Origin of the sequence: Variovorax sp. OV084, assembly GCF_900111625.1 — a bacterium.
Classification (GTDB): domain Bacteria; phylum Pseudomonadota; class Gammaproteobacteria; order Burkholderiales; family Burkholderiaceae_C; genus Variovorax.
Genome location: NZ_FOII01000001.1, coordinates 1,219,629 through 1,241,157, shown reverse-complemented (window position 1 = coordinate 1,241,157; position 21,529 = coordinate 1,219,629). Strand labels below are relative to the sequence as shown.

Here is a 21,529-nt window from a genome sequence, read left to right as displayed (position 1 = left end):
AATGAAGAGGATCGAATGAAAGAGAAGGAAAAGTCAGTTTGAACGAAGTCGTGATCTACACCGATGGTGCGTGCAAGGGCAATCCCGGCCCCGGTGGCTGGGGCGCGTGGCTCAAGTCGGGCGCCACCGAGAAAGACCTGTTCGGCGGTGAACTCAACACCACCAACAACCGCATGGAACTGACAGCCGTCATCGAAGGCCTGGCCGCGCTCAAGCGGCCCTGCAAGGTGCTGCTGTATCTCGACAGCCAGTACGTGCGCAAGGGCATCACCGAATGGATCCGTGGCTGGAAGGCCAAGGGCTGGCTCACCGCGAGCAAGCAGCCGGTAAAGAACGTCGAGCTCTGGCAGCGGCTCGACAAGCTGGTGAGCGAAGGCGGCCACCAGATCGAATGGCGCTGGGTCAAGGGCCACTCGGGCGATCCGGGCAACGAGCGCGCCGACATGCTGGCCAACAAGGGCGTGGACAAGGCGCTGGGGCGCCTCTGAGTCGGGCGGCCGCTGGCCGCTCTTTCTTTTCCCGGCGGCTAGATCACGCCGTCGAACATCATCACGTCCACCTCGTCGCCCGCCGCCACGCTGCCCTGGTCGTGGTGCAGCACCACGAGCCCGTTGGCCTCGACCATCGAGCTGAGCACCCCGGAGCCCTGGTGGCTCGCAACGCACACTTCGGGCAACGCGCCCCGCACGTTCTTCACGAAGCCGCGCTGGTATTCGGTGCGGCCCGGCTTCTTGCGGATCGGGCTCGTGCTGCGCGCGCGCAGCAGCGGTGGCGGCGCGGCGGCTGCTTCATGGCAGCCCATCATGCGCAGCAGCGCCGGCCGCACGAAGGCCAGGAAGGTGACCATCACCGCCACCGGATTGCCCGGCAGGCCGAACAGCACGGCTGACTGCGGTGACGCCTCGCGCGGAATCAACCCCACAGCGAGTGGACGGCCCGGGCGCATGGCCACGCGCCAGAACGCCATGTCGCCCAACTGCTGCATCACGTCGCGTGTGTGGTCAGCCGCGCCCGCGCTGACGCCGCCGCTGGTGACGATGGCATCGGCCTCGCGCGCGGCGCGCTGCAGCGTGGCGGCGAGCGTGGCCGGGTCGTCGCGCACCAGGCCGAGGTCGATCACCTCGCAGCCCAACCGCGTGAGCAGGCCGATCACGGTGTAGCGGTTGCTGTCGTACACGGCGCCTTCGCGCGGCGCGTCGCCGAGGCTCAGGATCTCGTCGCCGGTCGAAAAACAGGCCACCCGCAGCCGCCGCAGCGCGGGCACGCCCGGCAGGCCGAGGCTCGCGACCATGCCGAGCGCGGCGGGCGAGAGGCGTTCGCCCTTGTGCAGCGCGGGCTGGCCCTTCATCAGGTCTTCGCCCGCGAAGCGGCGGTTGTCGCCGCGGCGCAGCACCTTGGCCGGGAAGCACACGCGGTCGCCGTCGACCTTGCAGAACTCCTGCGGAATGACGGTGTCGAGGCCCGCCGGCATCATCGCGCCGGTCATGATGCGCACCGCATCGCCCGCGCCCAGCGCGCCGCGCCAGGCCGCGCCGGCCAGTGCCGTGCCCGCCACGCGCAGCGTGATGGAGGCGTCGATGGGGGCGTCCTTGGGCAGCACCGAGCCGTCGAAGGCGTAGCCGTCCATGGCGGAGTTGTCGTGCGGCGGCACGCTGACGGGCGAGACGATGTCTTCGGCCAGCACGCGGCCAAGGGCGTCGAGCAATGAAACGCTTTCGCGCTGCGTGACGACGGCCGTGGCCGTCAGTTGCGAAAGGAAGGCGTGGACGGCCTCGACGCTCAGGTCGGCGGCGTCGTCATAGCCCGTGAGGGTGGAAGCGATGTCTGCGATGCGGCTCATCGGTTTTCGAGTGCGTGCAGTTCGGCCAGGGTGTTGGCGTTGAAAAAGGCGTCGGGCGCGTCGCCGGGGCGGTCGAAGGGCACGTGCACCGTGCGGTGCTGCGCGGTCCATGCGTGGACCTTGCGGCCGCCGGCTTCGGTGTAGCGCTGCAGGCTGCCGCGCAGGTCGGCGCGCAGCAGGCAGAAGACGGGTTGAGGGCGCAGCACCACGTCGCCCTCGGCGGCTTCGGGCGCGGTGGCGATGGCGATCTCCGCATTGCCGGCAACGACCGCTTCGGCGAGCCGGGCGGCCAGGTCGGTCGGGAACAGGGGGGTGTCGCAAGGCACGGTCAGCAGCCAGGGCGTGGTGCAGTGCTCCAGCCCGGTCAGAAAGCCCGCGAGCGGCCCCGCATAGTCCGCGAGGCTGTCGGGCCACACTGGTACGCCGAAGGCTTCGTAGTCGGCGAGGTTGCGATTGGCATTGACCATCAGCCGGCCGACCTGCGGCCCCAGCCGCCGTATTGCATGCAGCGCCAGCGGTTCGCCGTTGAAAGGCTGCAGCCCCTTGTCGACACCGCCCATGCGCGAGCCGCGTCCGCCGGCCAGCAGCAGCCCCGTGATGTCGGCGGTTGCGATGGTGGCGTGCGCGGGCATGGCGGCCGCCTGCGTCATCCGCCGATGTAGCTCATCTCGACGCGGCGCGGGGCCTTGTCGCCGGCATCGCCGCTGTCGTCGTCCGGACCGTGCAGGGCGCGCAGCTCCGAGTAGCGGTCGGCGCGGCCCTGCCAGATGTGGCCGATGGCCGAGGAGATGTCGTCGTCGCTGGCGGTGCCGCGCAGCAGTGGGCGCAGGTCGTGGCCGGCGCTGGCGAAGAGGCAGAGGTAGAGCTTGCCTTCGGTCGACAGGCGCGCGCGGCTGCAGTCGTGGCAGAAGGCCTGGGTGACGCTGCTGATCACGCCGATTTCGCCGGTGCCGTCGGCATAGGCCCAGCGCTGGGCGGTTTCGCCGGGCGTGGCGGCTTCGAGCGGCACCAGCGGAAATTCGGCATGGATGCGCGCGATGACGTCGGCCGAGGGCAGCACCTCGTCCATGCGCCAGCCGTTGGTGGCGCCCACGTCCATGTACTCGATGAAGCGCAGCACCACCTTGCCGCCGTGGTGCGTACGGAAGTAGCGGGCCATCGGCAAGATTTCTTGATCGTTGGCGCCGCGCTTGACCACCATGTTGACCTTGATGGGGCCGAGGCCAGCGGCGATTGCCGCGTCGATGCCGGCGAGCACGTCGGCCACCGGAAAGTCGACGTCGTTCATGCGGCGGAAGACGGCGTCGTCGAGGCTGTCGAGGCTCACCGTCACGCGCTGCAGGCCGGCAGCCTTGAGTGCGCCGGCCTTGCGCGCGAGCAGCGAGCCGTTGGTGGTGAGCGTCAGCGCCAGCGGTTCGCCAGCGGGTGTGCGGATCTCGGCGAGTTGTTCGATGAGCCCTTCGATGTTCTTGCGTAGCAGCGGCTCGCCGCCGGTCAGGCGGATCTTGCGCACGCCGTGGGCGGCGAACAGGCGGGCCAGCCGCGTCATTTCCTCGAAGCTCAGCAGCGCGCTGTGCGGCAGGTACTTGTAGTCCTTGTCGAACACATCCTTCGGCATGCAGTAGCTGCAGCGGAAGTTGCAGCGGTCGGTCACGCTGATGCGCAGGTCGGTCATGGGCCGGCCCAGGCGGTCGAGCAGCAACCCCGTGGCGGGCACGGCAATCTCCGGTACGGCCACGGCGGGGCGTGCGCGGCTGATCGTGGAGATCGGGATGACGGTGCTGCTGCTGTTCTTCATGGCTTCGTGGAAGGGGGTTCCGATTTTGCGCCAGGCCCCAAGGGCCTGTGAATCGGAGGCTACTTGATCACCGCCGCATAAATCATGTCCCGGGTCAATGTTCTGTAATGTGTTCTGTACTTTGGCGACTGCAGCATGAGCAAGACGAACATCTCGTTCTTCGGGTCGACCCACATGTAGGTGCCGCCCGCGCCGCCCCAGTTGTATTCACCGTCGGCCGACGGGTAGGGCGCCTCGCCGTCGTTGCGGCGCACGGCAAAGCCCAGGCCGAAGCCGTAGCCCGGGCCCGGCAGGTAGAGCGGGCCGGGCACGATGCCGGCGCCCGCGTTGGAGTGGTCGGCGGTCATCAGCGCGATGGTGCGCGGGCCGAGGTAGCGCTTGCCGTCGAGCGAGCCGCCGTTGAGCAGCATCTGCAGGAAGCGCGCGTAGTCGTTCGCTGTCGACACCAGTCCGCCGCCGCCCGATTCGTACTTGCGCACGACGCGCGGGTCGTTGAACTCGGCGCCCACGCCGAAGCTGCGGTCGCTGGCCAGCGGCTCGGCAATGCGCGGCTGGCGCGCCGGTTCTGGCACGTAGTAGCTGGTGTCCTTCATGCCCAGCGGGTCGAGCAGCCGGGTTTTCTCGAACTGGTAGAGCGACTGGCCCGACACCACCTCGATCACGCGGCCGAGGATGTCGGTCGACTGGCTGTACTCCCAGGTCGTGCCGGGCTGGTAGGCCAGCGGCAGCTTGGCGAGGCGCTGGGAGAACTCGGCCAGCGTCGGGTCGCCGGCGCCCAGGTCGGCGGCGTTGTAGGCTTGCTTCACGAGGCCCGGGCCGAAGAAGCCGTAGGTCAGGCCCGATGTGTGGCGCATCAGGTCCTGCACGGTGATCGGGCGGCGCGCGGGCACGGTGTCGAGCACCGGCTTGCCGTCGGCGCCGGGCTTCTCGACGCCCACCGTCATGGTGGCGAACTCGGGCAGGTACGTCGAGATCGGGTCGTCGAGCTTCAGCCGGCCGTCTTCCACCAGCATCATCGCGGCCACCGTGGTGATGGGCTTGCTCATCGAATAGATGCGGAAGATGCCGTCGCGCGGCATTGGAGTGCCGGCCACAGGGTCGAGCTTGCCGACCGGCTCGAACCACGCGACCTTGCCCTGGCGCGCCACCAGCAGCACCGCGCCCGGGATCTTGCCGGCGGCCACGTCGGCCTTGAGCACGTCGGTGAGCATCTGCAGGCGCCCGGTCGAGAGGCCGACCTGTTCGGGCCTGGCTGTCGGCAGCGATTGCGCCGCCGCCAGCAGGGGAAGGGCCAGGCCGAGCACGGCCGCGCGCAGGCTGCGCTTCAGGAATCTCATGGTGTTGTCTCCGTCTTGTTGTGAATGGAAAACCTGTGCCGCCTCTCGTGGGCGGCTGCGGGCTATCCGCGGCAGAGCTTCAGGTTCGTGCGGGTGGCGCGGACCACGGGCAGGAAGATCTCGGCGTCGGCCGGCGGGTAGTTGTCCTTGATGCCGTCGTCGGTGCGGTCGGCGTCCTCGGCCAGCGGCTGCAGGGTCTTGAGGCAGGCGGCGCGGTCGTTGAGCTTGAACTGGGTGAGCGCGAGGTCGTTGCGCAGCCAGGCCTTGGTGATCCAGTCGAGGGTCTTGTCGCAGTCCGACAGTACGGGAGCGAGGGTGGTCTGCGCGGCAGCGTAGTCCTTCGCGTCGTACTGGCGCTTGAAGGTCTTGCGCGAGTTGGCCACGGCCTTGTCGGTGCAGGCGGGGATGGGGCGGGTGTAGGTGCCCTCGAAGCCGGCGCGCGCGCCGCAGTTGTCGCGGCATTGATCCGCGCCGTTGGTCGTGACCTGCACCTTGTCGGCGTTGACCGCGAAGTTCACCACGCACGCCGAGTCGTCGAGCTTGGCCTTGCCGCGCACGATGGTGCCGTCGAGTGCGCAGGTGTGTGCGTTGGCGCCGATGGTGGTGATGTCGAAGTGCCCGTCGGGCTTGACGCGCAGCGAGCCGCTGCCCCGTTCGTAGATGTAGTCGCCGGCCGGCGGCGTGGCGGTCTGCGCGGCGGCGAGGCCGGCGCAGGCGAGCAGGGCGAAGGGAAGGATGCTCTTGAGCTTCATCATTGGAAATCTCCCGGGGAAACGTGCCGCAGCGCAGTGTATCTATCGTTGCCGAAAGCTTCCTGAAATGGCCGGTTTGCGCCATCTCTGCCGCAGATGTCTTGACGTGGACAATGAGAATTCCTATCATTTAGGCGTCTGAGTACGCAACACGTCGACAACGCAAAGGGCTCTTCCAACCAAGGAGCTTTTCGAACGTGCCGTACACCCTGCCAGCCTTGCCCTATGCCTTCGATGCGCTCGAACCGCACATCGACGCGCAGACGATGGAAATCCACCACGGCAAGCACCACCAGACCTATGTGAACAACCTCAATGCGGCCCTGAAAGACACGCCGCACGAGGGAACGCCGGTCGAAGAACTGATCGCCAACGTCGAGCAGCTGCCCGAGGCGCTGCGCGCGCCGGTGCGCAACAACGGCGGCGGGCACGCCAACCACAGCCTGTTCTGGACCGTGATGGCGCCAGTCGGGCAGGGCGGTGGCGGCACGCCTACTGGGGCGCTCGCGAAAGCCATCGACACCGACCTGGGCGGTTTCGACGCCTTCAAGGAGGCCTTCACCAAGACCGCCCTCACGCGCTTCGGCAGCGGCTGGGCGTGGCTGTCGGCAGGCCCCGGCGGCAAGCTCGCCGTGGAGAGCAGCGGCAACCAGGACAGCCCGCTGATGCGCGGTATCGGCTCTGGCAACACGCCGATCCTCGGGCTCGACGTATGGGAGCACGCCTACTACCTCAAGTACCAGAACCGCCGCCCCGAATACATCGCGGCCTTCTACAACGTCGTGAACTGGGCCGAGGTGGGCCGGCGTCACGCCGCCGCGACCGGCGGCTGAGGAGCAGGCCCATGAACGAGCCGCAGCAGCGCGCGATGGCAGGACGGCAACCCAGGCAGGCCCGCCCGATGCGCGAGTGGGTCGGCTTCGCCATCGTCGCGGCCGGGGTGCTGGTGGGCGTGTTGCAGTTCTGGCAGTTCGTGCGCGGCGATCCGCTGGTATGGAATGCCTTGCTAGGCGGCTCGGTGGCCGCGCTGGCGACCGCGCTCGGCACGCTGCCGGTGCTGTTCTCGCAGAAGCTCCCGGAGCGGCTGCAGGACACTCTGTTCGGCTTCGGCGCCGGCGTGATGCTGGCGGCCAGCGCCTTCTCGCTGATCATCCCGGGCCTGGAGGCCGCAAAGAACGTGGGTGTGTTCGGCGGCGGCAACTGGGCGGCGGGAGGGGTGATCGGTTCCGCCATCCTGCTCGGTGGCATCGTGCTGATGCTGATGGACCGCGTGCTGCCGCACGAACACTTCATCAAGGGCCGCGAAGGCCAGGCCGCCAGGCAGCTGCGCCGCACCTGGCTCTTCGTGTTTGCGATCGCGCTGCACAACGTGCCCGAAGGCCTGGCCATCGGCGTGGGCTATGCGGCCAACAACGGGCTGCGCGCCGACGCGCTGGCCACCGGCATCGCAATCCAGGACGTGCCCGAGGGCCTGGTGGTCGCGGTGGCGCTGCTGGCCGCCGGCTACAGCCGCATGTTCGCGGTGCTGATCGGCATGGCCTCGGGGCTGGTGGAGCCGCTGGGTGCGGTGCTGGGCGCGGCCGTGGTCGGCCATTCGGCGATGCTGCTGCCCTGGGGACTTGGCTTTGCGGCAGGCGCGATGCTGTTCGTGATCAGCCACGAGATCATTCCCGAGTCGCACCGCAAGGGGCACGAAGCCTTTGCCACGAGCGGGCTGATGATCGGCTTCGTGCTGATGATGCTGCTGGACACCGCGCTGGGTTGACCAGCCCCGCGCGGTCAGCCGTGCTTGACGGCGACGGTTTTCAGCGTGGTGAAACCGTACAGGGCCTCGAAGCCCTTCTCGCGCCCGTAGCCTGAAGACTTCACGCCGCCGAAAGGCAGCTCGACACCGCCACCCGCGCCGTAGTTGTTGATGAACACCTGGCCGCTGCGCACGCGCTTGGCCATGCGGAACTGGCGCGAACCGTCGGCGGTCCACACGCCCGCCACCAGGCCGAACTGCGTGGCATTGGCGAGCGCGACCGCTTCGTCTTCGTCGGTGAAGGACATCGCGGCCAGCACCGGGCCGAACACTTCTTCCTGCGCCAGTCGATGCCCGACCGGCACGTCGCGCAGCAGAGTGGGCGCCTGGTAGAAGCCGGTCTCGGGCGCTTCCTCGACCACGATGCCCTGCGCCACCATCGGGATGCCGGCATGCTGCGCGTCGCTCAGGAAGTCCCACACACGCTGCTGCTGCGTCTGGCGGATCAGCGGGCCCACGTCGAGGTCCATGGCCGCGGGGCCGACGCGCAGGGCTTCGAAGGCATGGCCCAGGCGCTCGAGCAGCGGCTCGTAGATGCCGCGCTGGATCAGCACCCGCGAGCCGGCCGAGCAGGTCTGGCCGGCGTTCTGCACGATCGCGTTGATGACCACGGGAATGGCCGCGTCGAGGTCGGCGTCCGCAAAGATGATCTGCGGGCTCTTGCCGCCCAGCTCCAGCGTGACAGGGCAATGCCGCTCGGCTGCCACCTGCTGGATCAGCGTGCCGATCTTCGGGCTGCCGGTGAAGCTGATGTGGTCGATGCCTTCGTGCCGCGCGAGCGCGTCGCCCACTTCATGGCCGTAGCCCGTCACGATGTTGAGCGCGCCGGCCGGAAAGCCGACCTCGGCTGCCAGCTGCGCCACGCGGATCAGCGAGAGGCAGGCATCTTCGGCCGGCTTCACCACGCACACGTTGCCCGCCGCCAGGGCGCCGCCCACGCTGCGCCCGAAGATCTGCATCGGGTAGTTCCACGGAATGATGTGGCCGGTAACGCCGTGCGGCTCGCGCCAGGTGAAGACGCTGTAGCCGTCCTGGTAGGGGATGGTCTCGCCGTGCAGCTTGTCGCAGGCGCCGGCGTAGAACTCGAAATAGCGCACCAGCGCCACCGCGTCGGCACGCGCCTGCTTGACGGGCTTGCCGCAGTCGCGCTGCTCGATCAGCGCCAGTTCGTCGACGTGCTCGGCGATCTTTTGCGAGAGCTTGTAGAGCAGGCGGCTGCGGTCGGCGGCGCTGACCTTGTGCCACACACCCTCGAAGCAGTCGCGCGCGGCGCGCACGGCGGAGTCGATGTCGGCGGCATTGCTGCGCTGGATTTCGTCGAAGGCCTGGCCGTCGGAAGGATCGATGACCGGCAGGGTGCGGCCGGAGGAGGACGGGACGTCCGCGTTGGCGATGTAGTTGAGCTGCATGGGGCTGGATTTTGCGCGAAGCACGCGCAACCCACGGCTGAGAGACAACTACCGACTTAATACGCAGTCGCCTACGCTAAGAATCTATTGATGTGAATTAAAAAGTACTATTTTTTGCCGAGGGGCAGCGAAAAAACCAGAAACTCGTGGAAAAAGTACGTGTTCAGGTGTCGGGCCTGCCGCAAACGAAGTGATACAACCGGATACGATACCCACCGGCCAAACCTTTGGCCTATCTAATCTTCGATGACAACCAAATTGCCGGCCAGTCGCATCAATAGCAGAGGGCGATGTAGCTAGGACCGGCGCACCGAAAGGAAACACTGTGGCGATACTCAATGGCACGACCGGAAACGACACCTTGGTCGGTACGGAAGGGGGGGACGTCATTCATGGCGGTGCCGGAAACGATCTGATCGATGGTGGGGCAGGTGACGACCTTCTTTTCAGCGATGAAGGCGACGACATCATCTGGGGTGGGCCTGGCAGGGACATGATCACCGGTAACAACACCGGGATCGTCGTTGCCAATTACGGCCTCGATCCTGCGGGGGTCACCGTGAATTTGCGTACGGGCCTTGCGACTGATGGTTGGGGAGATCAGGACATCCTGTCGCGGATCTATGCCGTTGCAGGTTCGAATTTCAACGATACCCTCACGGCGGCCGGCGCCACGAGTTCGGTGTTGCTGTCCGGCTTGGGCGGCGACGACAAGATTACCGGCGGCTGGGGCAACGACCTGTTGCTGGGCGGTGACGGCAACGACACGATCGACGGTGGCGATGGCATCTCGGGTTTCGGCAACTACATCCACGGTAGCGTCTACCGCCTTTATCAAGCAGCCTTTGCCCGTGAGCCCGATGTCGGCGGCCTGCAGGGATGGGCCGGCTCCATCAGGAGCGGCGCAACCCTCAAGACGGTCGCGGCGGCTTTTGCGCAGTCGTCGGAATTTCAGACAGCTTATGCAGGCCTGGACAACACGCAGTTCGTCACGCGCATGTACCAGAACGTTCTGGGGCGCGCACCAGATGCCGGTGGCCTCGCTTCCTGGCTCCGTTCGCTCAACGCGGGGGCGTCGCGTTCGGAGGTTCTGCTCGGGTTCTCGGAGTCTGGCGAGTTCAAGAACAACACGTCCCTCGATGTCGATGCATTCATGACATCGCGTTTCAGTGCTGATCATCAGGGCGAGGTCTATCGCCTTTACAAGGCGATCTTGAACCGTGAGCCGGACAGCGGCGGTTTTGTCGGGTGGGTGAACCTGCTGGACACAGAGGCAACCAATATCCAGACAGTGGCGGACGGGTTCATGAAGTCTTCGGAGTTCCAGAAGATCTATGGATCGCTGGACAACACCCAGTTCGCAACGCTTCTCTATCGGAATGTGTTGGGACGTGAGCCCGATCAGGGCGGCCTCGCAGGCTGGGTCGATGCGCTGAACCGTGGTGCGAGCCGCGCGGATGTGGTCGTCGGCTTCTCGAGGTCGGGTGAGTTCATCACGAACACTGCACCTGCCCAGGCCAGCTACATGGCAACCAGGTTCGGCAGTTGGAGCGACGAGTTGCAAGGCGGCACCGGAAACAACACCCTGATGGGGGGGCGCGGCGCGGACACCTTCGCGTTCGATTTCGGCAAGCCTGGCAACGATCAAGTCTATGGACTCGAGAATGTCGACATCCTGCGATTCACTGGATATAGCTACGGCAGCGCTGCGGACGTCTTGAGCCACATGACTCAGAACGGCCAGAACGTGATTTTCTCGGATGGCAGCCAGAGCATCACGTTCCATCACACCACGCTGGCGCAGCTTTCCCAGACCACCATTCAGCTGACAGCTTGACGTTGTAGTGACTGGTTCTTGCGAGATCTTTGTCGCAAGAACCGCACTTCACCTTGATTGAGAAAAGAGCTTGGACGGTCTTGCATCAAGAGCCAAATGAAAAGGAGCGAACGAGCCAACGGGAGGCCTCGGGGAAGCCGGTCGATCCGAATTTGACGGCTCACGCTGAGCAGGCGTCATTTCCGGCGCGTCACGGCTTGTCTGCCTTGCAGCCTGTGATCGCATTCTTCTCCTTGGAGATGAGCGTTCAGGCATTGGGACAGGCCATGGGGTGGCGACCTGATTCCCTCGTCGGGTTTGAAGACCTCCAGCGTGCGGCGCACCACCTGGGACTTCGCTCGAGAAGGCAAAAAGTCGGCCTGCGCCAGCCGCACAAGTGGAGGCTTCGGCTATTGCGGAGCAGGGCAGGTGCACTGGCAATTCCTTGTCTGGTGGTTGCTCCCGACGGAGGCTTGGTCACAGTTGTGGCGCGCCGCGATGTACGTCCTGGGTCTTCAGTCGCAGAAATGCAGCCTGGTGCCACCACATCGCCGCAGCCCGCGCAGGAATTGCTCCTGTGGGTTCCTGACAGCTCGACGTTCAAATGGGTTTCCATGACCGCGCTGGCGTCGCAGTACGGGCGCGATGGCGTGCTTTCGATCCTTCGGTTCCATCAGCCGCTGCACCTCGGGTTGTCCGAAGGGGGCTCGAACAGGCGTTTTGGGTTGGGCTGGTTCGTACCTATCCTTTGGCGCTATCGCAAGCCGCTCGGGCAGGTGCTGCTTGGCGCGTTCCTGCTTCAGTTGGTCGCGCTGACCACCCCACTGTTCAGCCAAGTCATCATCGACAAGGTCTTGATGCACAAAAGCCTGTCAACGCTTCATGTGCTGGGCATTGGGATGGCGGGACTGATCGTGTTCGAGGCGGTCACCAACACACTGCGCGGCTATATGCTCGCTCACACATCTGCCCGCCTGGATGCGGGGTTGTCGAGTGACCTCTTTCGCCATCTGCTAAGCCTGCCTATCCGCTATTTTGAGCAGCGGCAGGCTGGCGACACGCTGGCCCGTACGCGGGAACTGGAGAACATTCGCGGATTCTTCACCGGCGGTGCGCTGACGACGCTCGTCGACGGTCTGTTCATCGGGATCTTCATCGCAGTGATGCTCCTCTATAGCGTCAAGCTTACCGTCGTGACGCTCGTAGGCTTACCGATCCTGGCTTTGGTCACGTTGGTGGCGCAGCCCATCTTTGCGCGAGCGCTGCAGACCAAGTTCGATCGCGGCGCCGAGGCTGGGAGTTTCATGGTCGAAAGCATCCACGGCATTCACACGGTGAAGAGCCTGGCGCTAGCGCCGATGTGGCAACGCAAGTGGGATCTGCTTGCCGCCCGGCAGGTTGCCGCGGGGTTCGATGTCAGCAAGCTGGGAAACGCGGCGCAGAGCATTTCGCAGGCGGTGCAGCGCATGTTGACGCTGGCTGTGCTTTGGGTAGGCACTACGCTCGTGATGGACAACGAGCTCACTGTCGGTGGCTTGATCGCATTCCAGATGCTTGCTGGGCAGGTGCTGCAGCCCGTTTCGCGTCTCGTCGGTCTTTGGCAGAACTTCCAGCAGGTCAAGCTTTCGGTTGATCGCATGGGTGACCTTATGAACGCACAAGCAGAGCCCAGTAGCGCCAGTGCGCAGGCAATGCCGTTGTTCAAGGGGCGCGTGGAACTGCAGTCGGTCTGCTTTCGCTACCAGGTGGAGGCTTCCCTTGTCCTGCAAGATGTCAGCCTGGTCCTTGAGCCTGGGGACGTGGTGGGCATCGTGGGGCGCTCGGGATGCGGGAAGTCGACGCTGACCAAACTCATTCAGCGGCTGTATGGCCTGGAGGCTGGGCGGATACTGATCGATGGGCATGACATTGCGCAGGCCGATCCACAGCAACTTCGTCGCCAGATCGGCGTGGTTCTTCAGGATAGCTTCCTGTTCAGCGGAACGATTGCCGAGAACATCGCTATGGCTCACCCGGGGTTGGCCTTCGATCGCATTGTTTTCGCAGCGCAGCAAGCGGGAGCGCACGAATTCATCACGGCGTTGCCGCAGGGCTACCAAACGCCGGTTGGCGAACGAGGCGCTCTTCTTTCGGGCGGCCAGCGCCAGCGCATCGCCATTGCGCGTGCATTGACGGGAGATCCGCGAATTCTGATCTTCGACGAGGCCACCAGTGCGCTGGACGTCGAAAGCGAACAGGCCATTCAGGCCAACATGGCGCAGATCTGCAGAGGCCGTACGGTGATCATGATCGCTCATCGTCTTTCGACATTGCGGCATTGCGGCCGCATCGTCGTGCTGGACAGCGGACGGGTGGTGGAGCAGGGCCCGCTGCAAGACCTAGTGGCGCAGAAAGGCGAGTTTTCAAGGCTCTGGGCAATGCAACAGCAGGAGCCGATGCCTGTGACGCGCAGGAGTCAATCTTCTGCGCGGCCGGAACGGCGCGGGAGTTCGGCGGAGGCCCCCCTGTGAGCGATGTATTGTCCTCCAGGGAGAAGGCGTTTCACAGTCCGACGCTCAGCATCGAGGAGACACCCCCAGCCCCTTTTGCCAGTGGTCTGATGTGGACGTTGGCTGTATTGCTGTTCGGTGCCATCGCCTGGGCTTGCATAGGCGAGATCGAGATTGTCGCCACAGCGCCTGGCCGCCTGATCCCTGATGGACGAGTGAAAGTGCTGCAAACGATCGAACCGGCGCTCGTGCGCGCGATCCACGTGCGGGAAGGTCAGCGGGTGAAGGAGGGAGACCTCCTGATCGAGCTGGATCCCACGTTGTCTCAGGCAGATCTCTCCAGCAGTCAGCAACGGCTGCAGCAGAACCAGCAGCAGATGGCTAGGCTCATGGTTGAGATGAAAGGGCAGCACCTGCCCATGTCGTCGCTCGTCCCCGGTTCCGATGTCGTGCGAACGGCGCCCGTATTGACGCCCGATCAGCTCGCGACGATTCAGGCCCGCGAGGCTGCCTTCGAAGCGAAGCTCGCAGAAGCAAGGGCGTCGGTCGATGAGAAGACGAAAGCGCTCAAGGCGGCGGAATCAACTCATACGAAGCTGCGCCTGAACCTTGGATTGGCGACGAAGCGCTACCAACAGAGCCTTGCGCTGGTCAAGGAGGGGTTTTTCAGCGAGGGTGAGCGGCTCAAGCAGGAGCAGGAGGTCGTAGGCCTTGAGCACGATCTGGCCGCACAGACTCAGACGCTGTCGCAACTCGCCGCAGGCCTTCAAGAAGCGCGTTTTCGCCAAACCTCCGTCGAGCAGGAAAGAAAGGTGCAGATTCTTGGCGAGGTGGAGCAAGCCAGCAGGGAGCGCGCGAGCCTTCAGGCCGAGTTCGAGAAGGCCCAGCAACTCAATGGCCTGAAGACCCTGCGTGCGCCGGTTTCCGGGGTGGTCCAGAGCATAGGAATCGCCACGCTCGGCAGTGCGGTTGCGGCCAACCAGCCACTCCTGACGATCGTTCCCGAAAACACTCCGCTGATTGCGGAAGTCTTGCTCAGCAACAACGATATCGGGTACGTGAAGTTGGGGCAGACGGTCGAGGTCAAGCTCGACAGCTTTCCCTTCACGCAATACGGTTCGGTCGCGGGGAAGGTGAAGTGGATCAGCGCCGATGCCGAATTCCAGGATCCCCGGGCGCTTGATAAACAAGTGGGCACCAGTCAATCCGGTTCTAGCAATCGCAACTTCGATGGTGGTAGTTCAGAACAGCGAACGAATGGTCTTGCCTATCGCGTGCAGATTGCGCTCGCTGGCCCCGACGCGAGCATCTGGATCAAGGGACGCCCTCAAGCGCTGCAGTCGGGCATGAGTTTGCAAGCTGACATTCAGACCGATAGACGACGCTTGATCCAGCTGGTATTGAATCCGCTCGAAAAGGGCTGGAACGAAGGCGTTCGAGTTCGGTAGAGCGAAGTCCATAGCGGCTGCTCTCGGGGGCGACAAGCCGCTACTTGGCCTTCGGCAGCGCCTTCACGGCATTCAACATGCGCTCCACGTGCTTGTCCGGATTCAGGTTCTGGTAGTAGTAGGCGACCTTGCCGTCCGGCGAAATCACGTACGACAGGCGGTTGGCGAAGTCCGGCCGCGTCTGCATCAGCGCGTCGAAACCCTGGATCACGGTCTTGTTCTCGTCCGACGCCACCGGAAATCGGCTCTGGCACGACTTGACCGAGAACTTCGACAGGGTACCTATGTCGTCCGCCGAGACGCCGATCACGGTGGCGCCCAGCGCGGCGAACTGGTCGACGGCTTCGGCGAAGGCGTGGGCCTCGATCGAGCAGTCGTTGGAATCGGCAGCAGGAAAGAAGTACAACACCACCGGTCCCTTGGCGAGCGCGTCGGCCAGCGAGTAGCGGAAGGTCTTGCCGCCCAGGGCGGCGTTGGCGGTGAACTTGGGCACGGGGTCGCCGATGTCCAGGGCGGCCCAGGCAGGGTGGGCAAGGGCTGCAAAAATCGTCATCCATGCGATGCGATGGAGGTGCGAACGAGCCATGATGTAACTCCGAGCGATGTGGAGCGAATTCTAGGCTTGAGCATCCCCTGAATGGGCCTTTGAAACCGGCGCGGGCTGGCCGGCGTATTGAACACAACAACCGAAAAACGGCGGGAAGCACCAAGCAATGGGCGAACCATCATGAACACCTGGCTCTCGTTTCTGCGCATCGCGCTCGCGGGCGTCCTGATAGCGGCACTCGGCGCCTGCGGCTCGCTGCCGCCGGCGCGGGAGCGGCCCGCCGAGTTCGCCGCCTCGGCCGACCCATCGACCACGCTGGCGAAGATCGTCGCCGCCTCCACGCCGCCCGACGAGCACTCGGGCTTCCGGCTGATGCCACTGGGCGTGTACTCGCTCGATGCGCGCATCCAGCTGGCCCAGCGGGCCCAGCGCTCGCTGGTGGTGCAGTACTACCAGCTCGAGAACGATGCCGTTGGCCGCCTGCTGTTGCGCACGCTGCGCGAGGCCGCGGGCCGGGGCGTGAAGGTGAGGGTGCTGGTGGACGACCTGTACACAGTGAAGAGCCAGCAACTGCTGCTGGCGCTGTCCGAGACGCCCAATGTCGACGTGCGCCTGTTCAACCCGTTCTGCTGCGGGCGCAACGGTTTCCTCTCGCGCTTTGCGGCGTCGCCGTGGGAGATTCCGCGGCTCAACCACCGCATGCACAACAAGCTCTTCATTGCGGACGGCGTGATGGCTGTAGTGGGCGGGCGCAACATTGCCGACGAGTATTTCGTGCTGAGCGAGGCGCAGAACTTCATCGACATGGACGCGCTGGTGGTCGGCAAGGTGGTGCCGCAGCTCGAGTCGATCTTCGACGCCTACTGGAACAGCGAACAGGTCTGGCCCATTGCCGACATCGTGACGGGCGAGGGCGGCCGCAAGCCGACCGGCACCGACTTCGACGGCTGGGTGGGCATGGCCGCGCCACCGCCGAAGATCGTGCTGCCGCCGTCCGACATCCTCGGCTACGGCCCCATCGCCGAAGAGCTCGACGGCGGCCGCATGGGCCTGCTGTGGGGCGAGGCCCGTGCCATCGCCGACCCGCCCACCAAGCCCGCGACCATGACAGCCGACGAGGCGATCTCCACCAGCGTGACGATGAAGGTCTGGGCGCTGCTGCTCGACGCCAAGACCGAGGTCGACATGACCTCGCCGTACCTGGTGCCGGGCGAGCGCGGCATGGAGGCCTTCGAGGACCTGACCCGGCGCAAGGTCAAGCTCACGCTGCTGACCAATTCGCTGGCTGCCAACGACGAGCCGCTGGTGCACACCGGCTACGCGCGCTATCGCGAGCGGCTGCTGCAAGGCGGGGCCGACCTGTACGAACTGAGCCCGCAGCGCACCAGCGCAGGCGAGCGCTTCGGTATGTTCGGCAAGTCGCTCGGGCGGTTGCATGCCAAGACCGCGGCCATCGACAAGACACGCATCTTCATCGGCTCGATGAACCTCGACCCGCGCTCGGCCAGCCAGAACACCGAGATGGGGCTGGTGGTCGACAGCCCGCAGCTGGCGCGCGAGATGATGCGCGTCATCAACATCAGCAAGCTGCAGAACTCCTACCGGCTGCGGCTGGCCAAGGACACCGGCACGCTGCAATGGCTGACGAACGACGGCGAGAAAGAAGTGATCCTGACCTCGGAGCCGGAGTCGAGCTTCTTCCAGCGCTTCTACAACATGCTCATAGCGCCGATCGTTCCCGAGATGCTGTTGTAGCCTCGGGGGATGGCGCAGACCTTCACTTCGTTGTCCGCCCCGCAGGTCATGCTGTGGGGCGTGCTTTTTTTCGGCGGTATCTATCTCGGCTTCGGCGGCATCACGTGGCTGCTGACGAAGCGCGTGTTGCCGGCGCTGGGCATCGGGCGCGAACTCGATCCGCGGCCGCTGCAGCCGGGGCAACTGCGGCGCGAGCTGGGGCAGTCGGGCGTGTCGGTGCTGATCTTCGGGCTGGGCATGGTGTTTCCGTGGGGGCTGCTTCAGCTTGGCTGGGCGCGGCTCGACGGCGATGCGGGGTGGCGGCAGATCGCGGTCGAGATCCTCGTGCTCGCGTTCTGGAACGACGTGCATTTCTGGATCAACCACCGATTGCTGCACACGCGCTGGCTGCGGCGCTTTCACGGGCCACATCACCGCTCGTTCGTGACTACGCCCTGGGCGACCTACAGCTTCCATCCCGTCGAGGCGCTGATGCTCGGCAACGTGATCCTGCTGCCGATGGTGGTGCACGACTTCAGCTTCTGGTCGCTGGCGGCGGTGCCGGTGTTCAGCCTGTTCTTCAACTGCATCGGGCATTCGAACTACGACTTCTTCACGGGCGTGTCGTACAGCCACTGGTTCGCGGCAAGCCGCCGGCACCATCTGCACCATGCCGTGCACAACGGCAACTACGGCTTCCAGTTCACGTTCATGGATCGGCTCTTCAGGACGCGCATTGCGGCCGATGCAGCCGAGCCGGTACTTCAGGCTTTCCGAAAGAAGCATGGCGCGACCGCGGCCTGACGCGAGCCGTCGCCTGCCGGGGCTGCGCCACTGGCGCGACTGGCAGAGCCTTGCCTACCTCGCCGCCTTGCCTGCGCTGGCAGCGTGGCAATGGCTCCACGGTTTCAACGCGCTGCTGTATGGGCTGATGCTGTTCCTGACGCTCGGCGTTGGCGTGATCCATCACAACCACGTGCACCTGCGCATGTGGCGCGGGCGGCGCATGAACCGGCTGACGGATTTCTGGATCACGCTGCTGCAGGGCCACCCGACCTTCGTGTTCTGGCCCGCGCACGTGGCCAACCATCATCGCCACCGGCACGGGCCGAGGGACGTGGCGCGCACCTACCGCTTCGGTGGCGACACCAATCATCTGCGGGGCTATCTGCTGCATCCGTTCCAGGCCGTGTGGGTGCTGATTCCGGTGTTCTTCGCGTGGCTGGCGCGGCTGCGGAAGCATCGGCGCGGCGCATGGCGCTACTGCATGGCGCAGTACGTGCTGTGGCTGGTCAGCTGGACGGTGCTGCTGGCGCTCGATTGGCGCAAGGCCCTGCTGTTTGTGATCGTGCCGCAGCTGCATGGCCTGCACTGGCTGCTGGCGACCAACTACCTGCAGCACGCGCATGCCGACGGCCGAAAACCCGTGCGCAAGGAGGCGCCGAGCGATACCTCGGGTAGCCAGCTGAACTACGCCCGCAATTTCGAGGGGCTGGTGAACCCCTTGCTGTTCAACATCGGCCTGCACACCGCACACCACGAGAACCCGCATGCCCATTGGTCCGAGCTCACGCATCTGCATCGCACGCGTTACCGCGCGCGGGTGGATCCTGTGCTCAACGAGGGCGGGCTGGTGCCGTACATGGTGCGCGTGTTCGTGCTGGGGACCGTGTGGCCGCGTTTTCGCAGCCGCCCGCTGATGCCTCCCGATTCATCCATCACCTGAACCATGCCTGTCTCATTCCAACGCGTCTATCTCGAAAGCGCCGGTTACTTCATGCCGGGCGAGCCCATTCCCAACGACCGCATGGACGCGTACATCGCGCCGCTGAACCGCATGTCGGAGCGCATCAAGCGGCGCATCCTGGCGGAGAACGGCATCCTCACGCGGCACTACGCCATCGATGCGGAAGGCGTGACGCAGCACACCAACGCGCAGCTGGCGGCCGGCGCGATCCGCGACTGCCTGCGGCGGGGCGGTGCGGAGCTGTCGCGCGTGTCGCTGTTGGCCAGCGGCTCGTCGGGCGGAGACACGCTGATGCCGGGATTCGCCAACATGATCCAGGGCGAACTGGCGGCTCAGCCGATGGAAACGCATTCGGTGCACGGCATCTGCGCGGCAGGCGTGTCGGCGATCCAGACTGCCGCGCAGGGCATCGAGCTGGGCGCGCACCGCTCGGCGATGGCGGTGGCGAGCGAGATGCCGTCGCGCCTCTTCAAGCGTTCGCGCTTCGCGGCGCGCGGCTATGAAACCGACTTCGACTCGCACTTTCTACGCTGGATGCTGTCGGATGGCGCGGGCGCCTTGCTGCTGTCCGACGGCACGCCCGCACTGGCCGGCGCGCCTGGGTTGCGCCTGAAGCTGAAGTGGGTGCATCAACGTGCGTTCTCGGGCGACTACCCGGTCTGCATGCAGCTGGGCCTGACCGAAGACCGCGCGCGCGGCCACCTCGACTTCGGCTCCTGGGCCGAGGCCGAAGCGGCGGGCGCCTTGTCGCTGCGGCAGGACATACGCCTCCTGCCGCATCTGTTCGACATCGGCATCCACGAATACGCGGGGCTGGTGCGCGACGGCTGGGTCGATCCGAAGCGGGTCGATCACTTCCTGTGCCATTACTCGTCGGAGAAATTCATCCCGGTGGTCGAGGACCTGATGGCGAAGGCCGACCTGTCGATTCCCCGTGAGCGCTGGTGGAGCAACCTCGCATGGCGCGGCAACACCGGGGCGGCGTCAATCCTCGTGATGCTGGCTGAGTTCCTGCACACCAAGACGCTGAAGCCCGGCGAGCAGATCTTCTGCTACGTGCCGGAATCGGGGCGCTTCATGGCGGCGTACATGCTGCTCGAAGTCGAGGCAGCCGATGCGGCGCCCGTGGTGGTGGCGCCCCGAGCGGCAGCGGTGCCCGACGACGACCTCGTCATTGCGCCTCCGCATGACCCGGCCGCCGCACCCGAAGGACTCGGCGCCTTGCTCACCGAGCTGGCCGCCATCTGGCACGACTACCGCTCGCGCGTCTGGCGCACGCCGCTGGTCCGCCAGATCCGCGAGCGCCGTTTTGCCGTGCCCGACTACCTGAACTGGATGGAGCAATGGGTGCCGCAGGTGCGCGAGGGCAGCCTGTGGATGCGCGAAGGCGCCGCCTCGCTGAGCGAGCCGTACCAGGTGCTGGCCTCGCTGATCGGCGTGCACGCGGGCGAGGAGCAGAACGACTTCAACATCCTCTTCAGCGATTACCGCAAGGCGGGCGGCACGGTCGAGCGCATCGAGGACCTGCGCCGCAACCCGGGCGGCGAGGCGCTCAATGGCTACCTGCACGGCCTGGCCGCCACGCGCGACCCGATCGGCCTGCTGGGCGCGATCTACATCATCGAAGGCACGGGCCAGCGCATCGTGCCGGCGCTGTTGCCGCTGCTGAAGGCCAGCCTGAAGCTGCCGCCCGATGCCTTCCGTTTTCTCGAATACCACGGCCACAACGACGAGCACCACCTGAGCCGCTGGCTCACGGCGGTCGAGATGGTGATGGCCGTGGAAGGGCAGGCGCGCGCCGCCCGCCAGATCACAGACACCGCGCGCCACACGGCCGCGCTGTACCTGATGCAGTTCCAGCACATCACGGAGCGTATGCCCCATGGATCGAACACCTGATTTCCTGACGCAGGCGCACGACGAGCGCGACCCCAGTCCTTGGCTGGCGCTGTACCTCGACCAGAGCACGCCGCTGCCCGACAACGTCAAGGCGGCGTGGCTGGCCGATTCGAGTTCGGGCTCGCGGCAGTATCTGCTGCCGTTCCTGCGGCCGATCGCGCGGCTGACGATCATCCTGATCCAGATCGTGAAGGTGTTCGTGCCGCGCAACTGGTCGCATTCGATGCTGCTGCACCGGTTTTTGGCCTGGGGGCTGAAGCGCTTCGTGTCGCCGGAGGCCAACTGGCTCATCCTGCGGCACTTTCACCTGGGCTCGCAGGTGCTGGCCTTCATCGGGCGGAATTCGCCGGCTCCGGTGGCCACCAATCCGCTGGAGCCGGCCGACATCGACGCGCTGAAGGACGAGATGTTCCTGAAGCACGACCTGAACCTCTTCAACTTCGTGATCCGGCTGAACAAGGCGCTGCGCGACAAGGGCGTGGCGCTGTGCAAGGCGGAGAAGGTCGATTTTTCGATGATCAGGGAGCCAGGGCTGCGGCTGGAGGACATGCCCCAGGGCAGGCTCAATTTTCTCGACCTGCAGAGCGCCATCGAGCTGTTCACGCCGCTCTACCAGCTGATGCTCACGGACAACGATTTCTGGCGCGCGGCCAATTCCTTGCAGCTGGACGAAACCATCGGCATCTACACGGCGACGCTCCTGAACGCGCCCGAACACCTGATCCTGGTCAACAACAAGCATCCGCTGGTGCCCCTGTCGACCCTGCGGGCGGGGCACCGGCTGGTGATCCACGGGCTCTCGACCGAGATGCTGCACAGCCTGCTCCAGCGGATGCAGGCGGCGCAAAAGGCGGGGGAGCCGGAGACATCCCTATACGAGCAGCCACTTGCATAGGCGTATGCTGCCCC

Annotated in this window: 18 protein-coding genes; 11 read left to right on the top strand and 7 right to left on the bottom strand. The window is 65.4% G+C overall.

From position 1 onward, the window contains the following. Positions 1–38 precede the first annotated feature (38 nt). Positions 39–488 carry a ribonuclease HI gene (rnhA, locus tag BMW87_RS06030; protein ID WP_093054353.1) on the top strand — a complete coding sequence of 150 codons (450 nt, stop codon included), beginning with the start codon at positions 39–41 and terminating at the stop codon, positions 486–488. Positions 489–526: 38 nt separating this feature from the next. Here rnhA and glp read toward each other — a convergent pair whose 3' ends face one another. The 5 genes from glp to BMW87_RS35700 form a co-directional block, all read right to left on the bottom strand. Beyond that, a complete protein-coding gene (gene glp, locus BMW87_RS06025; RefSeq protein WP_093074970.1) occupies positions 527–1,840 on the bottom strand; it encodes a molybdopterin molybdotransferase MoeA in 1,314 nt (437 codons plus the stop codon). Continuing rightward, on the bottom strand, positions 1,837–2,472 hold the full coding sequence (gene mobA / locus BMW87_RS06020) for a molybdenum cofactor guanylyltransferase MobA (protein ID WP_256216671.1): 636 nt from the start codon (positions 2,470–2,472) through the stop codon (positions 1,837–1,839). Before mobA ends, glp begins: the two co-directional genes overlap by 4 nt. 14 nt (positions 2,473–2,486) lie before the next feature. Further along, the gene (gene moaA, locus BMW87_RS06015; RefSeq protein WP_093074964.1) at positions 2,487–3,638 is read right to left on the bottom strand and encodes a GTP 3',8-cyclase MoaA; all 1,152 of its coding nucleotides are present in this window, start codon (positions 3,636–3,638) and stop codon (positions 2,487–2,489) included. A gap of 59 nt (positions 3,639–3,697) precedes the next feature. Further along, on the bottom strand, positions 3,698–4,975 hold the full coding sequence (locus tag BMW87_RS06010) for a serine hydrolase domain-containing protein (protein WP_093074961.1): 1,278 nt from the start codon (positions 4,973–4,975) through the stop codon (positions 3,698–3,700). Positions 4,976–5,037: 62 nt separating this feature from the next. Further along, complete coding sequence (locus tag BMW87_RS35700) at positions 5,038–5,730, bottom strand: hypothetical protein (RefSeq protein WP_305727922.1); 693 nt, start codon at positions 5,728–5,730, stop codon at positions 5,038–5,040. A 194-nt stretch (positions 5,731–5,924) separates the two neighbouring features. Between BMW87_RS35700 and BMW87_RS06000 the strand changes: the two genes are divergently transcribed. Together BMW87_RS06000 and BMW87_RS05995 are read left to right on the top strand one after the other, a co-directional pair. Then, entirely contained in the window at positions 5,925–6,560 is a 636-nt protein-coding gene (locus BMW87_RS06000) for a superoxide dismutase (RefSeq protein WP_093074957.1), read from the top strand. Between the two features lie 11 nt (positions 6,561–6,571). Further along, positions 6,572–7,492, top strand: a complete 921-nt coding sequence (locus BMW87_RS05995; RefSeq protein ID WP_177192726.1) for a ZIP family metal transporter — start codon at positions 6,572–6,574, stop codon at positions 7,490–7,492. A gap of 14 nt (positions 7,493–7,506) precedes the next feature. On the opposite strand, the gene BMW87_RS05990 is transcribed toward BMW87_RS05995, so the two are convergent. Further along, complete coding sequence (locus BMW87_RS05990) at positions 7,507–8,940, bottom strand: aldehyde dehydrogenase family protein (protein WP_093074954.1); 1,434 nt, start codon at positions 8,938–8,940, stop codon at positions 7,507–7,509. 325 nt (positions 8,941–9,265) lie between these two features. On the opposite strand from BMW87_RS05990, the gene BMW87_RS05985 reads away from it, so the two are divergent. The 3 genes from BMW87_RS05985 (at position 9,266) to BMW87_RS05975 (ending at position 14,693) form a co-directional block, all read left to right on the top strand. Next, positions 9,266–10,777: a DUF4214 domain-containing protein gene (locus BMW87_RS05985; RefSeq protein ID WP_093074951.1), complete on the top strand. Its 1,512-nt coding sequence runs from the start codon at positions 9,266–9,268 to the stop codon at positions 10,775–10,777. A gap of 593 nt (positions 10,778–11,370) precedes the next feature. Continuing rightward, positions 11,371–13,266, top strand: a complete 1,896-nt coding sequence (locus BMW87_RS05980; RefSeq protein ID WP_218149739.1) for a peptidase domain-containing ABC transporter — start codon at positions 11,371–11,373, stop codon at positions 13,264–13,266. Further along, positions 13,263–14,693 (top strand): HlyD family type I secretion periplasmic adaptor subunit, encoded by a 1,431-nt coding sequence (locus BMW87_RS05975; protein ID WP_093074945.1) that lies wholly within the window; start codon positions 13,263–13,265, stop codon positions 14,691–14,693. The genes BMW87_RS05980 and BMW87_RS05975 overlap by 4 nt, the downstream gene beginning before the upstream one ends. A gap of 40 nt (positions 14,694–14,733) precedes the next feature. On the opposite strand, the gene BMW87_RS05970 is transcribed toward BMW87_RS05975, so the two are convergent. Continuing rightward, positions 14,734–15,279 carry a peroxiredoxin gene (locus tag BMW87_RS05970; protein WP_093074942.1) on the bottom strand — a complete coding sequence of 182 codons (546 nt, stop codon included), beginning with the start codon at positions 15,277–15,279 and terminating at the stop codon, positions 14,734–14,736. A 141-nt stretch (positions 15,280–15,420) separates the two neighbouring features. Between BMW87_RS05970 and BMW87_RS05965 the strand changes: the two genes are divergently transcribed. From BMW87_RS05965 to BMW87_RS05945, 5 genes are read left to right on the top strand one after another with little or no spacing between them, the layout of a single operon-like run. Beyond that, positions 15,421–16,995: a phospholipase D family protein gene (locus BMW87_RS05965; RefSeq protein ID WP_093074939.1), complete on the top strand. Its 1,575-nt coding sequence runs from the start codon at positions 15,421–15,423 to the stop codon at positions 16,993–16,995. A gap of 9 nt (positions 16,996–17,004) precedes the next feature. Beyond that, complete coding sequence (locus BMW87_RS05960) at positions 17,005–17,778, top strand: sterol desaturase family protein (RefSeq protein WP_093074936.1); 774 nt, start codon at positions 17,005–17,007, stop codon at positions 17,776–17,778. Continuing rightward, entirely contained in the window at positions 17,759–18,700 is a 942-nt protein-coding gene (locus BMW87_RS05955) for a fatty acid desaturase (protein WP_093074933.1), read from the top strand. The genes BMW87_RS05960 and BMW87_RS05955 overlap by 20 nt, the downstream gene beginning before the upstream one ends. A gap of 3 nt (positions 18,701–18,703) precedes the next feature. Next, positions 18,704–20,620 carry a StlD/DarB family beta-ketosynthase gene (locus tag BMW87_RS05950; protein ID WP_093074930.1) on the top strand — a complete coding sequence of 639 codons (1,917 nt, stop codon included), beginning with the start codon at positions 18,704–18,706 and terminating at the stop codon, positions 20,618–20,620. Further along, positions 20,604–21,515: a DUF6999 family protein gene (locus BMW87_RS05945; protein WP_093074927.1), complete on the top strand. Its 912-nt coding sequence runs from the start codon at positions 20,604–20,606 to the stop codon at positions 21,513–21,515. Before BMW87_RS05950 ends, BMW87_RS05945 begins: the two co-directional genes overlap by 17 nt. Positions 21,516–21,529 lie beyond the last annotated feature (14 nt).